This is a genomic window from Variovorax jilinensis (genome assembly GCF_030316885.1).
Lineage (GTDB): Bacteria > Pseudomonadota > Gammaproteobacteria > Burkholderiales > Burkholderiaceae_C > Variovorax > Variovorax jilinensis.
Genome location: NZ_JASZYQ010000005.1, coordinates 394428 through 406074, shown reverse-complemented (window position 1 = coordinate 406074; position 11647 = coordinate 394428). Strand labels below are relative to the sequence as shown.

Annotated in this window: 13 protein-coding genes; 1 reads left to right on the top strand and 12 read right to left on the bottom strand. The window is 71.1% G+C overall.

The annotated features are described in order from the left end of the window. Positions 1-3: 3 nt before the first annotated feature. From fliN to fliF, 9 genes are all read right to left on the bottom strand, one after another. The gene (fliN, locus tag QTH87_RS20185; protein ID WP_286611787.1) at positions 4-375 is read right to left on the bottom strand and encodes a flagellar motor switch protein FliN; all 372 of its coding nucleotides are present in this window, start codon (positions 373-375) and stop codon (positions 4-6) included. Then, entirely contained in the window at positions 365-1342 is a 978-nt protein-coding gene (gene fliM, locus QTH87_RS20180; protein ID WP_286611786.1) for a flagellar motor switch protein FliM, read from the bottom strand. Before fliM ends, fliN begins: the two co-directional genes overlap by 11 nt. A gap of 21 nt (positions 1343-1363) precedes the next feature. Continuing rightward, positions 1364-1951: a flagellar basal body-associated FliL family protein gene (locus tag QTH87_RS20175; RefSeq protein WP_286611784.1), complete on the bottom strand. Its 588-nt coding sequence runs from the start codon at positions 1949-1951 to the stop codon at positions 1364-1366. Positions 1952-2099: 148 nt separating this feature from the next. Continuing rightward, positions 2100-3446: a flagellar hook-length control protein FliK gene (locus tag QTH87_RS20170; protein WP_286611783.1), complete on the bottom strand. Its 1347-nt coding sequence runs from the start codon at positions 3444-3446 to the stop codon at positions 2100-2102. After that, complete coding sequence (locus tag QTH87_RS20165) at positions 3446-3904, bottom strand: flagellar export protein FliJ (protein WP_286611782.1); 459 nt, start codon at positions 3902-3904, stop codon at positions 3446-3448. The genes QTH87_RS20170 and QTH87_RS20165 overlap by 1 nt, the downstream gene beginning before the upstream one ends. Positions 3905-3968: 64 nt before the next feature. Beyond that, positions 3969-5372, bottom strand: coding sequence for a flagellar protein export ATPase FliI (gene fliI / locus QTH87_RS20160; RefSeq protein ID WP_286611781.1), 1404 nt, complete (start codon positions 5370-5372; stop codon positions 3969-3971). Further along, entirely contained in the window at positions 5362-6054 is a 693-nt protein-coding gene (locus QTH87_RS20155) for a FliH/SctL family protein (RefSeq protein ID WP_286611780.1), read from the bottom strand. Before QTH87_RS20155 ends, fliI begins: the two co-directional genes overlap by 11 nt. A 4-nt stretch (positions 6055-6058) precedes the next feature. Then, complete coding sequence (gene fliG, locus QTH87_RS20150; protein ID WP_286611779.1) at positions 6059-7054, bottom strand: flagellar motor switch protein FliG; 996 nt, start codon at positions 7052-7054, stop codon at positions 6059-6061. Positions 7055-7065: 11 nt separating this feature from the next. Next, positions 7066-8793 (bottom strand): flagellar basal-body MS-ring/collar protein FliF, encoded by a 1728-nt coding sequence (fliF, locus tag QTH87_RS20145; protein WP_286611778.1) that lies wholly within the window; start codon positions 8791-8793, stop codon positions 7066-7068. A 151-nt stretch (positions 8794-8944) separates the two neighbouring features. Between fliF and fliE the strand changes: the two genes are divergently transcribed. Then, complete coding sequence (gene fliE / locus QTH87_RS20140) at positions 8945-9259, top strand: flagellar hook-basal body complex protein FliE (RefSeq protein ID WP_286611777.1); 315 nt, start codon at positions 8945-8947, stop codon at positions 9257-9259. 33 nt (positions 9260-9292) lie between these two features. Here the strand turns inward: fliE and QTH87_RS20135 are convergent, their stop codons facing one another. The 3 genes from QTH87_RS20135 to fliD form a co-directional block, all read right to left on the bottom strand. Next, positions 9293-9592, bottom strand: a complete 300-nt coding sequence (locus QTH87_RS20135) for a flagellar protein FliT (RefSeq protein WP_286611776.1) — start codon at positions 9590-9592, stop codon at positions 9293-9295. A gap of 19 nt (positions 9593-9611) precedes the next feature. Further along, positions 9612-10025, bottom strand: coding sequence for a flagellar export chaperone FliS (gene fliS / locus QTH87_RS20130; protein WP_286611775.1), 414 nt, complete (start codon positions 10023-10025; stop codon positions 9612-9614). 82 nt (positions 10026-10107) lie between these two features. Beyond that, entirely contained in the window at positions 10108-11553 is a 1446-nt protein-coding gene (fliD, locus tag QTH87_RS20125; protein ID WP_286611774.1) for a flagellar filament capping protein FliD, read from the bottom strand. Between the last annotated feature and the right edge of the window lie 94 nt (positions 11554-11647).

Below are 11647 nucleotides of genomic sequence, written 5' to 3'. Positions count from 1 at the left end.
GGCTCAGGCGCGGTGGATGCGCCGCAGCCGCTCGGACGGCGTCACGACGTCGGTCAGGCGGATGCCGAAGCGGTTGTTGACGACCACCACCTCGCCCTGGGCGACCAGGTAGCCGTTGACCAGCACGTCCATCGGCTCGCCCGCCAGGGCATCGAGCTCGACGATGGAACCCTGGGCGAGCTGCAGCACCTGCTTGATCGGCACCTTCTTGCGGCCGAGCTCGACCGAGAGCTGCACCGGAATGTCGAGCACGCGCTGGATGTCGTTGAGCGATGCGTTGGCTGCCTGCGGCGCCGAGGTGTCGGCGCGGGCTTCGAGCGCCTCGGCCCAGTCGGCGCCGGGCGCCTGCGAAGCGGTCTGTTGTTCAGTGGACATGGGAGCCTCCGATCCAGTGCGCGCTGTCGCTGCGCAGGCATTCGTCGATGCGCAGCGCGTAGCGCGTGTTGTGAGTGCCGTAGTGGCAGGCGAAAACAGGGGTGCCGTCGACCGCGGCGACGATCCGCGACGCCCGTTCGAGCGGAATGAAATCGCCCGGCTTCATCGCGAGCAGTTCGCCCACGCTGAGTTCGGGCCGTGCCAGTTCGGCCGTGAGCGTGATCTCGGCGGCCTGGATCTCGCGCGTGAGCTGGGTCACCCAGCGCCGGTCCTCGGCCAGGGCATCGGCCTGCTGGGCGCCGTAGAGCATGTCGCGCACCGGATCGAGCACGGCCCAGGGCATGCAGATGCGCAGCGCGCCGCGCAGTTCGCCGAAGGCGATGTTCAGCGTGGTCGCGATCACGAGCTCGGCCGGAGCCGCGATGTTGACGAAGCGCGCGTGCGATTCCGAGCGCTGGAACTCGAGTTCGAGCGGATAGATGCCCTTCCAGGCCTTGGCGTATTCAGTGCACAGCAGGGCGAGCAGCCGCTGGATCACGCGCTGCTCGGTCGGCGAGAAATCGCGCCCCTCGATCGTCGCCTGCAGGGTGCCGGCGCCGCCATAGAGCGCATCGACCAGCGCCGACACCAGCGTCGCATCGCACACCACCAGGCCGCTGCCGCGCAAGGGCCGCATGGCGACCACGTTGAACGACACGGGGGTCGGCAGCGTGGCGAGGAATTCGCTGTAGCGCTGCACCGCGATCGGCTCGATCGTGATCTCGGGGGTGCGGCGCGCGAACTGGAACAGGCCGCTGTCCATGTGGCGCTGCAGGCGCTCGTTGACGAGCTCGAGCGTGGGCATCGGCCGGCGCACCAGGCGCTCCTGCGAAGCCAGGTCGTGATCGCGCACCATGGCTTCAGCCATGCGCTCGACCGCCTCGTCGGGCATCGCGCCAGCGGTGACGCTCTCGGGGATGTCTTCCATGGGATGGTTCCGCGCCGGCCGCTACTGGACGATGAAGCTCGAGAAGAGCACGCCCTTCACCGGGCTGGCCTCGGCCTTGCGCTTCTTCCTCGGCCTGGCCGGTGCCTCGTCGTCGTCGCCCGCGGCGGCCAGCTTGCGCACCGGGGCCTCGTCCTCGTGGCCCAGCGTGCGCGAGACTTCGCGCGCGATGTCGGCAGCCAGCTTTTCCTTGCCGTCACGCTTGAACAGTTCCTCGGAGGTGCGCTGCGAGACCAGCAGCAGCACGCCGTTGCGGATGGTCGGCAGGACGGTCTTGATGCGGCCCGCAGCGCCCTCGTTCTCGAGGTCGAGCGTGATGCCGATCTGGGCAAAGCGCTCGCCGCCGGGATCGGCCAGGTTGACCACCATGTTCTCGAGCGCCAGGTAGGTCGGCGCCTCTGCATGCGCGGGTGCCGCAGCGGACTCCTCGTCGGCCGCCGCGTGACTGCGCTTGTTGAGCACGAACCAGGCGCCGCCGGCGCCGCCTCCGAGCAGCACGACAGCGGCGAGCGTGACGATCAGGAGGGACTTGCCCTTCTTCTTGGGCGCATCGGAGGCCGGGGCAGCGGCGGTGACGGCAGGGGCGGACACGGATTTTCCTTCGGTTCGGTGGCAGAGCGGGCCTCGGCGCCTCGGCCCAAGGCCTCTGCATGGCACCGATTATTCGATCCGGGACTCCGCTGCCAAGCCGAGATAAACGGCAGGAAAACCGTCCTTTATGGACGCTTGCACGGTAAGCCTAGACGTAGAGGTCGAGCGCCCGCTGCGACAGCGTTCGCGGCCGCACGGCGACGACCGGCGGCTCGTCCCGGGCCGGGCCCTGGCCCTCCGGCGCCGCCGCGAACCGCTGCGCCTGGCGCGCCGCTTCGTGCCCGGACTGGCCGCCGGCACCGACCGAAGCGCCCGACAGCATCAGGCCCTGGTTGCCCAGCATCTCCTTGAGCTGCGGCATGGCGTCGTTGAGCCACTGGCGCGCCTCCGGGTGGTCGCTGCGGAACGCGATCTGGGCCTGGTTGTCCTGCACCTGCACGCTCACCGTGACCGGTGCACCGCCCGGCAAGTCGATGCTGAGCTCGGCACCCTGGGACCGATGTGCCATCCACCAGCTGACCTGCTCGACCATGCGCTCGGCGAGACCGGCGCCACCGCCGCCTGCCGATGCCGCAGCGGCTTCGGGCGGCGCCACCAGCGGCGCGGGACCGGCATCCGCTGCGGAAATGGCGCCGTGCGGCGATGCCGGCGATTCGTCGGCGGGCGCCACGCGGCGCCAGGCGGTACCGCCCTCGGCAGCGAGCGCTCCGCTCGCGGTCGTCATGGCGGTCGAGGCAGCCTGTGCCGCGTCGGCGACCGGCGATGGCGCGCGCCCCGCGGTCGCAACCGCGGCGGCGCTGTCGGCTGCGGCTGCCGATGCGGCCGCTGCAGCCGCAGAAGCGGCCGCCTGCGGTCCGCGTGGACCCGCGGGCGTGGCCGCGTCGGTATCGGCCGCCACCATGGCCCGCGGATTCGAGGGCGCCAGGTCCTGTCGCCCCGCGACCGCCTTGACGCCGTCGTTCGCGCCCATCGCCGCGGCGCCGACCGGCGTGGCGCCGATTCCGACGGCTCGCGCATCACCCGTCACGGAACGCCGGGCCGCATCGGCCGGCGCCGACACGGTGGGCGCGGCTCGCTCCACGCCGGCGGCATCGACGGCCACCACAGTCAGCGTGCTCTGCGCCAGCAGCAGCGTCGAGGCCTCCGCGCTCTCGCCGGCACCCCGTTGCGCGCTGGCGCGGTCGCGATCGCGGCGCGCCTGCGCTTCGTCCTCGAGCGCCACGTCGGAATCGGCACCGGTCGCACCGGCGTCCGCAGTTGCAGCGGCATCCGGCTTGCCGGCCGCAGTCGCGGCGTCGCTGCGGCCATTGGCGTCGCTGCCCGCCATCGCGGGACCCGTCCCGGCTGCGGGCGGCGCCGCGTCGATCGACGCCAGCACGGCACCGAAGCTGCTGCCAGCGGCGCGATCCTCGGGACCGGCCGAGGCCGAGCCGTCGATCGGAGCCTTCGAAGCCGTCGCTGCCACCTCGTTGCCGCGTGCCAGTTCGATCGGCATCAGGCGCCTCCGATCGATCCGGCGGCCAGCCGGCGGTATTGGAGGGCGGCCTGTTCGTCGGAGCCCTTCTGTTCGCGCCGGTCGAGCGCCCGGCGCTGCTCCGCCTCGCGCCGGGCATGGACCTGCAGCAGCCCCTCGCGCCGCGTGTCGGCCACGCGCAGCCGATCGGCCAGCAATGCCACCGCACCGGCCTGCTGTGCCACCACGCCCGTCTGCAGGCCGATCGCATGGCTCAGGCGCTGCATGAACTGGTAGTGGTGGCCCATGATTTCGGGCGTGCAGCGCAACGCCTGCAGCCGCCAGCGGGCTTCGGTCTCGCCCGCGTAGCTCTGAAGCTGGTCGAGCTGCACCTGCGCCGCCAGCCAGCCCTGGCGTGCGACCGCCAGCCGCTGGGCGGCGGCATCGCGTTCACGGGTGGCAAGCGAGATGGCGGTCTGCAGCGGGGTCAGGCTCGGCATGGAAAGGCTCCCGGTCGGTGTTCGGAGAAGGCGGCGTGCGGGGCGCGCGGATGGGCCTGCGCGCTCACGGATGGCCGCCCAGCGTGCCGGCCATCGCGTCCACGCTCGCCGCCAGCGAGGCGCCTTCGTGCATGTCCTGCTGCAGGAAGGCGGTCATCGCGGGCTGCAGGCGGATCGCCTCGTCCAGGGCGGGATCGCTGCCGGCGGCGTAGGCGCCGAGCCGGACCAGGTCGCGGCTCTGCCGATAGCGGGCATAGACCGCGCGAAAGCGGCGTGCGGTTTCGGTGTGGGCGCGCGGGGCCACGTTGTGCATCACGCGCGAAGCCGACTGCTCGACATCGATGGCGGGGAAGTGCGCTTCCTCGGCCAGCGCGCGCGACAGCACGATGTGGCCGTCCAGGATGGCGCGCGCCGCATCGGCGATCGGGTCCTGCTGGTCGTCGCCTTCGGACAGCACGGTGTAGAACGCGGTGATCGAGCCCACGCCGTCCAGCCCGTTGCCGCTGCGCTCCACCAGCTGCGGCAGCTTGGCGAAGCACGAAGGCGGGTAGCCCTTGGTGGCCGGCGGCTCGCCGATCGCCAGCGCGATCTCGCGCTGCGCCATCGCGTAGCGGGTGAGCGAGTCCATCAGCAGCAGCACGTGCTGCCCGCGGTCGCGGAAGTATTCGGCCACCGCGGTGGCATAGGCCGCGCCCTGCATGCGCAGCAGGGGAGGTGCGTCGGCAGGCGCCGCCACCACCACCGAGCGCGCCCTGCCCTGCTCGCCGAGGATGTCCTCGATGAACTCCTTGACCTCGCGGCCGCGCTCGCCGATCAGCCCGACCACGATCACGTCGGCCTCGGTGTAGCGCGCCATCATGCCGAGCAGCACGCTCTTGCCCACGCCGGAGCCCGCGAACAGGCCGATGCGCTGGCCGCGCCCGACGGTCAGCAATGCATTGATCGCGCGCACGCCGGTGTCCAGCGGCTCGCGCACCGGGGCCCGGTCCATCGCATTGATCGGCTGGCGGTCGAGCGGCAGCGCATCGACCATCGTGAGCGGGCCCTGGTGGTCCAGCGGCGTGCCCTGCGGATCGACCACGCGGCCCAGCAGGCCCAGGCCGAGCGGCAGGCGGAGCATGCCGCCGCGCGCCGAGGGCGCACCCTCGACGACGCCCAGTCGCGGTATCGGCACGTACGGCGGTGCCGGCATCACGCTGGCGCCACTCGACAGGCCATGCACGTCGCCGGCCGGCATCAGGAAGGCGCGCTGGTCGGCGAAGCCGACCACCTCGGCCAGCACCGCAGGCTCGCTGCCCATGCGCACCAGGCATTGCGAACCGACGGGCACGCGCAGGCCGGTGGCCTCGAGCACCAGGCCGGCCAGCCGCGTCAGCGTGCCGCGCTGCGCCAGGCCCGGATCGTGCGCGGCGCGTGCCTGCGCCTGCGCCATGAACCGCTGCCAGGCCTGCTGCTGCTCATCGGACATCGCGATGCTCCTCGTTCCACGGCAGCGCGAGGCCGAGCCCGGCGACCGCCCGCGTCCAGCGCGTGGCCACGCTGCCGTCGACGACCGCACCGGCCGACTCGACCAGGCAATCGCCGGGGTTCACGGCCGCATCGGCCACCACCGACACCGATTGCCCCGCGAATCGCGCACGCAGGGCCTCGTCGAGCACATCGAAATCGGCCGGCGCCAGCCGCACGGTGGCGCTGCGGCCGTCGGCCAGCAGCAGCGACAACGCCTCGTGCACCACCGGCTCGAGCGCCTTCGGATCGATCGCCAGTTCGCGCCGCAACACCTGGCGCGCCAGCGCACAGGCGATCTCGAGCGTGCCGCGCGCGATCTCCTGCTGCGCCTCGGCGAGGCCTGCCTCGGCGGCGCGCAGCAAGGCGTCCAGTCGGCCCGCGATCTCGAGCCCTTCGTGGGCGCGGAAGGCGGCGAACTCGGCCTGGGCTTCGGCCAGCGCCTGGGCACGGCCGGCCGCGAAGCCTTCCGCATGGCCCGCCGCATGCGCCTCGCGTAGGGCCTGCGGATCGGAGATGCCGGCCTCGGGCTCGCCCGTGTCCGGACCGACCGAGCCGAACTGCCAGCGCGCGACATGCGAGATGTCCTCGCTCGCGATCAGGGCCTGCTGCCAGGTGCCTCGGGTTGTGCGCAGTTCCTGCATCGCGCTAGACCATGCCGCCGCCGGCGCCGCCGCCGAGCACCACCTGGCCTTCGTCGGCCAGGCGGCGCAGCGAGCGCAGGATTTCCTTCTGCTGCGCCTCGACCTCCACCAGGCGCATCGGGCCGCGCGATTCGAGATCCTCGCGCAGCGCCTCGGCCGCACGCGAGGACATGTTCGACAGGAACTTGTCGCGCAGCGCAGGCGCCGCGCCCTTGAGCGCGATGATCAGCGTCTCGGATGCGGTCTCCTTGAGCAGCAGCTGGATCGACTTGTCGTCGAGCTTCATGACGTCGTCGAAGACGAACATCAGTTCCGCGATCTCCGACGCCAGGTCCGGATCGTGGCTGCGAATGGCGTCGATCACCTGCGTGTCGACGCCGGTGCCGAGCAGGTTGATCATGCCGGCGGCCGTGCGCGCGCCGCCGCGCGAGGGCTTGAGCACCTTGGCGCCGCCCGCGAGGACCCGGAACATCACCTGGTTCAGGTCCTCGAGCGCCGCCGGCTGGATGCCCTCGAGGGTGGCCACGCGCAGCAGCACCTCGGCGCGCTGCTGCTCGGGCAGCTTCACGAGCACCGCCGAGGCATGCTCGACCTCGAGGTGAACGAGGATCGCCGCCACGATCTGCGGATGCTCCAGGCGCAACAGCTCCGCGACCGAGGGCGCATCCATCCACTTGAGGTTCTCGATGCCGGTCAGGTCGCCCTTCTGGACGATGCGGTCCATCAGGATCGAGGCCTTCTCGTCGCCAAGCGCCCGCTGCATCACCGCGCGCACGTATTCGCTGGTGTCGGCCGCGAACAGGCTCTGGCCCGCGGTCGCGCTGACGAAGCGGTCGGCCACCGCGCCCAGCCGCTCGCGCGAGACGGCACGCGTCTTCGAGATGGCTTCGCCGATCTTCTGCACCTCGCTCGGCGAGAGGTGGCGCAGCACGTCGCCGGCCTCCTGCTCACCCAGCGACATCAGCAGGATCGCGGCATCGTTCAGGCCCTGTTCGTCCATGGCTGCGACCCTCAGGCGCCGGCGGCCGCGGCGTCGTCGCCGTGCACCCAGTTCTTCACGATGCCGGCGACCGCGACCGGGTTCGCGCGGGCCATCTGGCGCGCGCCTTCCAGCCGCGCCTGCTCGGCCTCGGCGGGCTGCGGCAGCGCGGGCGCGGCGATCGGCGGGCGTTCCGGGGCCTCGGCCACCAGCGCGCTGAGCTGGCCGCCCTGCGCATTCGGCAGCTGGGGCGGCGGCTGCAGGGTCACGAGCGCCTTCATGCCGGGCCGCACCAGGCCGAACAGCACGATCACGCCGATCAGCACCAGGCCCACCGGCCAGGCAAAGGTGCGCGCCATGTCGAGCGTCTGCGGGTTCTTCCAGATCGGCAGCTCGGCCGCCTCCGTGCGGTCGCTCAGGAATTGCGCGTTCATGAGGTTGACCGAATCGCCGCGCTCCTTGTTGAAGCCGATGGTGTCGCGCACCAGCGCCGTCATCTGCTCGATCTGCTGGGCCGACAGCGGCGTCGACGGACCCGGCTTGCCCTGTGCGTCGGCGACGCTCTGGTAGTTGAGCACCACGGCCGCACTCAGGCGCCGGATCTGGCCGCTCGCGTGGCGCACGGTCTTCACGGTCTTGTCGACCTCGTAGTTGATGGTGGACTCGCGCTTGGTCGGCGGCTTGGCGGCCGCGGCCGCGGCGGCCGCAGCACCCGGCGCGGCGCCGGCTGGTGACAGCGACGGGGCGGCGCCGTTGACCGGCGCCGACGAGGGTCCGGGCGGCTGGTTCGAGGTGGCGCCCGGCACGCCCGAAGGCGCTGCGGCAGCGACGGCACCGACGCTCTCCACGGTCTGCTGGCTTCGCACCGCGCTGGCGTCCTGCGCGAGGTTCGGGCGGTGCTCCTCAGAGGTGGCCTCGGTCTGCGAGAAGTCGACGTCGGCAGTGACCTGCGCCTTGACGTTCTGGCGGCCGACGACCGGCTCGAGGATGTCGAGGATGCGGCGCATGTATTGCTGCTCGATCTGCTGGACGTACTGCAGCTGCACGGCGTCGACGCCGTTGCTGCTGCCGTCGCCGCCCGAGGACGAGAGCAGCTTGCCGTTGTCGTCGACGACGCTCACGGCCGACGGGCTCAGCTCGGGCACGCTCGAGGCGACCAGGTGGACGATGCCTGCGATCTGGTTGCGTTCCAGGGACCGCCCCGGGTGCATGGTGAGCAGCACCGATGCGGTCGGCTTCTGCTGCTCGCGGAAGAAGCCGTTCTGGTTCGGCAGCGCCAGGTGCACCCGGGCACCCTGCACCGCGCCGATGGCCTGGATCGATCGCGTGAGCTCGCCTTCGAGTCCGCGCTGGAAGGTCAGCTTCTCCTGGAACTGCGTCATGCCGAAGCGGTTGTTCTCCATCAGCTCGTAGCCGCTGACGGCCCCCTTGGGCAGGCCCTGCGATGCCAGCCGCAGGCGCAGGTCGTAGACGCGATCGGCCGGCACCATGACCGCGCCGCCACCCTCGGAGTACTTGTAGGGCACGTTCATCTGCGCGAGCTGGGCGATGATCGCGCCACCGTCCTTGTCGCCCAGGCTGGCGTACAGCACGCGCCAGTCGGGCTGACGGCCGATCAGGACCGCGCCGACGACCAGCGCGATCATCAGCACCACTCCCACGCCCAGGCGCATCCGCTGGCGGGGCGCCAGGCCCGAGAGGCGGCCGGACCAGGGCGCGGCGGCGGCGATGGGAACGGAGGATTCGGCAACAGCGGACATGGGCGGTAGATGGGTGCGGCAGCAAGCCGGACGGCTCTTTGCACCGAGCGATTATTCGAGCCAGGGGGTCCGCGCATAAGCCCGATAAGGTGCGCCTTTCCCGCTCAATTCCCCGCGCTGCCCGAAGGCGGGTCGCCCTAGCATCAGCGCCATGGACCTGCGCCTCAATTCCGTCACGACACCGATCGCCGCCCGGCCGGCGAGCCTGGCGCGCGCCGCCGCCCCGGCCGGAGGCGCTCAGGACGCCGGCTTTGCCGGCGCGCTGTCGGGTGCGCTCAAGGCCGTCAGCGCCAGCCAGGGCGAGTCGGCTTCGCTGCAGCGCGAGGTGCAGCTCGAGAACCCCAACGTGAGCCTGGAGCAGACCATGGTCGCGCTGCAGAAGGCGCAGATCGGCTTCACCGCGGCGCTCAACGTGCGCAACCGCATGGTGCAGGCCTACACCGACATCATGAACATGCAGGTGTGAGGCGGCCGTTTCGATCCGGCCCGCTGCCGGGCCCTAGTGGATGAGCTGCAGCCTGGTGTCGAACATCTCTGCGAAGGTGCTGAGCCACGGCTCGGCCAGCACCCGGATCTCGGCATCGTTGCGCAGGATGCGCTGCATGATCAGCGACTTCTCGGCGCGTTGCCCCTTCGGCAGCTCCTGCGACTTGGAGAGGAAGCGCAGGCGCTCGATCAGCACCGCGCAGGCGCCCTCGCAGCGGACCACCTCGTCCCATTCCTCGGCGCGCGCAGCTTCCAGCATCTGGCGGCTGGAGGCCTCGATCGCCTTGTAGTAGTCCATCAGTCTCTCGTGCATGCGAACCCCCTCCTCTTCCTCAAGCGGGCTGGCCCGGACGCGAGCGACCGATGCCATCCCAGGCCTGTGCGAGCGGACCGATCAGATCGGCGACCTCGACCAGCAGGTCGGCGTCGTTGCGCAGGTTGGCGAGCGTGAGGCGCTCTACGCAGTAATCGTAGAGCGAACCCAGGCGCTGCGCCAGTTCGCCGCCGCGTTCGAAATCCAGTCCGCCCTTGAGCCCTTCGTCGAGGAAGCGCACCGCCCGCATGATCTGCGCGCCCTTCAGCGGGACGTCGCCACGCTCGAGCGCGATGCGGGCCATGCCCACCGCCTGCAGCAGGCCGCCGAACAGGAGCCCGATCAGGCCGTGCGGATCTGCCACGTCGACACTGGACTGGACACCGATCGACTTGTAGGCCGAGGCTGCACGAAGACTGGGTGGGGTGTACATCGGATTTCCTTTCCGCCCGGTGGAGGCGAGCAATTGTTTCACCCTCCAGTTATCGGCAGCCGGCCGGAGAAATGAAGGCGCATCAGGAATCTTTGTTCCACTGCGCGATCTGCTGCGTGATGTAGGTGTTCAACGCGGTAAGCGAGCTCATCCGGGTGTCGAGCGCCGTGTATTGCTTTCGCATGCTGGCCTCGACCAGCGTCAGCCGGTCGCTCAGGCGGTCCTGCGACTTGCCGTTGGCCGTCTTCTGGCTCGTGAGCGAAGCGGTCTTGGCCGCCAGCATCCCGCCGCTCCCGATCGCCCCCTGCAGGAAGGCCGACATCCGCGTCGCGAAGCCCGTGGCGGCCGAGGCGCTGCCGTCCGCCGGCGCGGCGGCATTGAAGAACCGGCCGACCGCTGCCGGATCCTTGAGCGCGGTGGCGAGCCGGGTCGCATCCACCTCCAGGTTGCCGGCCCCGGCCTTCGCGATCGAGATGCCGAGGTCCGACAGCCGCTGCAGCGCCCCGCTGCCACCGGACAGCGCGCCCACCAGGCTGCGCATCGCGGTCTGCAGGCCGGTCGTGGTGGCGTCGCCTTGCAGCAGGGCCCCGGTCTTGGTCGTGCTGTCGTATCGGGTGGCCGCGTTGAGCATCTCGTTCATCGCGTTGTAGGCCTTGACGAAGGCGTTCACCGCGGCGGTCTGCGAGCCGGTGTCGGTGGCGACCGAGATCTCCACCGGGGCGGTGGTGACCTGGGACAGCGTCAGCGTCAGGCCCGGCACCGTATCGGCCAGCACGTTGCCGGCCGAGCTGATGGCCACGCCATTGAGCGTGGCCTTGGCATTGAGCCCGTACTGCACGGGATTGGCCGCCATGCCGGTGCCGGCGGCGGGGTCGTCGAAGGAAAGCGCCGCCAGGCTCCGGCCGGTCGCGGCCGAGTCGTCTGCGGCCTGCACGCGAAAGCCAGCCGCCTCGCCGGTGCCGGACGAGCGCAGCAGCAGCCGTTCGCCCGACAGGTCCTTGAGGATCGTCGCCGTGACGCCGGCGCCGGCCGAATTGATCTTGCCGGCGATGGTCGAGAGGCTGTCGCCCTCCTCCACCGTCACCGACACCGCGGCCGCACTGCCGGCCGTTAAGGCAGGCGACGCGCCGGCCCAGCTGCCGGTCTGGATCGTCAGCGTGCCGGCACCGAAGCCGCTGCCGGCCGCGACCGCGCTCGAGGCCACCGACTGCGCGCGCGCGAGCTGCGAGACCTCGAGGCTGAACGAGCTGGCGGCGGCGCTGCCGGTCACGGTGGCCGAAGCCGCCGTGGGGTTCGACGAGCTGACCGACTTGGCGTCCCAGGTGGCGGCCGCCGCCAGCTTGGTCACGGCGTCGCTCAGCGAGGCGAGCTGCGAGGTGATGGTGCCGAAGGCCGATATCTTGCTGTCCAGCGCCGTGGCCTGCGTCTGCAGCGTGGTGAGCGGACGTTGCTCGACCGCCATGAGCTTGGTGACGATGTCGTCGACATCGAGCCCGCTGCCGATGCCTGCCGCTGAAATGGTCGTCATGTCGAATGCTCCTTCGCCGAATGGCCGAAAAGCGGCGGACGGAATGGCCGTCAGCCGCTGTGGTCGTGCGCGGCGCCCTCGCCGTCGCACACAG

Bases quoted from the DNA above. Each gene is read 5' to 3' on its own strand.
- fliN (WP_286611787.1), bottom strand. From the start codon at position 375: ATGTCCACTGAACAACAGACCGCTTCGCAGGCGCCCGGCGCCGACTGG.
- fliM (WP_286611786.1), bottom strand. From the start codon at position 1,342: ATGGAAGACATCCCCGAGAGCGTCACCGCTGGCGCGATGCCCGACGAG.
- QTH87_RS20170 (WP_286611783.1), bottom strand. From the start codon at position 3,446: ATGCCGATCGAACTGGCACGCGGCAACGAGGTGGCAGCGACGGCTTCG.
- QTH87_RS20165 (WP_286611782.1), bottom strand. From the start codon at position 3,904: ATGCCGAGCCTGACCCCGCTGCAGACCGCCATCTCGCTTGCCACCCGT.
- fliI (WP_286611781.1), bottom strand. From the start codon at position 5,372: ATGTCCGATGAGCAGCAGCAGGCCTGGCAGCGGTTCATGGCGCAGGCG.
- QTH87_RS20155 (WP_286611780.1), bottom strand. From the start codon at position 6,054: ATGCAGGAACTGCGCACAACCCGAGGCACCTGGCAGCAGGCCCTGATC.
- fliG (WP_286611779.1), bottom strand. From the start codon at position 7,054: ATGGACGAACAGGGCCTGAACGATGCCGCGATCCTGCTGATGTCGCTG.
- fliF (WP_286611778.1), bottom strand. From the start codon at position 8,793: ATGTCCGCTGTTGCCGAATCCTCCGTTCCCATCGCCGCCGCCGCGCCC.
- fliE (WP_286611777.1), top strand. From the start codon at position 8,945: ATGGACCTGCGCCTCAATTCCGTCACGACACCGATCGCCGCCCGGCCG.
- QTH87_RS20135 (WP_286611776.1), bottom strand. From the start codon at position 9,592: ATGCACGAGAGACTGATGGACTACTACAAGGCGATCGAGGCCTCCAGC.
- fliS (WP_286611775.1), bottom strand. From the start codon at position 10,025: ATGTACACCCCACCCAGTCTTCGTGCAGCCTCGGCCTACAAGTCGATC.
- fliD (WP_286611774.1), bottom strand. From the start codon at position 11,553: ATGACGACCATTTCAGCGGCAGGCATCGGCAGCGGGCTCGATGTCGAC.